The sequence below is a fragment of the Endozoicomonas sp. SESOKO4 genome, from assembly GCF_024606275.1.
In genome coordinates this window covers 1-1,422 of the sequence record NZ_JAHHPS010000203.1, presented here as the reverse complement: position 1 = coordinate 1,422, position 1,422 = coordinate 1, and the positions used below count along the sequence as shown (strand labels likewise).

Sequence of the window (1,422 nt, the reverse complement as noted above, 5' to 3'; positions counted from 1 at the left end):
CTGCAAGGGAGCCCACCCACAAGCCGCTTATTGGTTTTTTCACTCATTCCTGCTTCACGCCGCTAGCTTGTCTGGTATCGACAGACTCGATGCAAAAAAAGTTGAGCTTTTAGGTGCAAAAACACCTATAGAAGATCACAAAATTTTAAAAGCAAATATCGAAGAATCTAATAAATGCTTCATTGGCCTGAAAGTGCTGGAAAAAATGCGCCTTATATTTTTGAGCGAATCGGAAAAACCCTCGCAAGCTGAAAAATACACGCCATCAGCCGACCCACTGCTAATTGCCGCTTTCTCCCTGCTCAACTATGACATTAATCAAAAAAAAATACCGATTTATCAGCGTAATATAAAATCTGCTAAACGAATGTCCAGTCTGATAAAAGAATATCGTAACACAAAACCTGAATTAGTTGCCTCGTGTAGTCAGTTTGTGAGTCTCATTAATGCCATAAGCCTGATGCTTGATCCTTTCTCTATACAACTCGCAAATACACATCTTGACAACCTATCGAGTTATTTTAGTCAATCAAATTGGTTAGACACCAATACTGACTCTTCAGGCATAAAAGGCAAAGAACAGGCATTATTTGGAATATTCGAAAAGGTATTAAAAGACGCAAGAGACAATCCTGGAAATGAAAAGCCTGAATTATTTCAAGAGTTGCTTCTAACCCTGGAACAGTACATAGAGAAACAATTACCAAAAGCTTTTATTGAAGAAGATTACTACGTCATAATGGTAGTTCTGGGCACAGAATTTTCGGATCTGCTGGAACAATCCGTCAAAACGCTGGCATATCTGGCAACGAATGACACTGTTGCTAATCAGCAGGCCGATGGAGCCAATTACGACGAGACAGTGGAACAAGAAGGAAAAGAGTTCAGCGAAGAAAAGAAGAAGAAAAAATACCTGAAAGAACGGATAGACTACTTGGAAGATTTCGTCGGTTGGTTCGGGCTTAACTATGATTTTGCTATGAATAATCCTTGTGACTCTGACAGTAGTGACTATCGCTATAGTCACCATAACAATATTGATTATGGCAGTGGAGACTCCAACAGCACTGACTCTGGCAGTAGTCACCGTAACAGTATTGACTATGGCAGCGGTGACTCTGACAGCAGTGACTCCGGTGGTAGCCACCGTAACAGTATCGATTATGGCAGTATCGACTATGGCAGTGGCGACTCTGAAAGTAGTGATGCTGTCATGGGTGACACTGAAAGTAGTGATACTGACAGACCCGATAATGACAGAGAGTAGTCTTGACGGAGTTTATTTTTAGTCTCCTTCCTGTTCTCTCAAAGTAAGCGCCATCAGCACACTTCTTCGCAAACTGCTGGCCATACGCACTGCCGGGAGGTCAGACTGAGTCTGGCTGGTGCAGAAAAGTGAGCACTGCTGCAATCCATGGTCTA

General features: G+C 42.2%; 1 protein-coding gene. It reads left to right on the top strand.

Translation table 11 applies throughout. The annotated features are described in order from the left end of the window. Positions 1 to 1,267 (top strand): hypothetical protein (locus KDK16_RS03920; protein WP_257274763.1); only part of this gene is annotated, 1,267 nt, incomplete at its 5' end. Between the last annotated feature and the right edge of the window lie 155 nt (positions 1,268 to 1,422).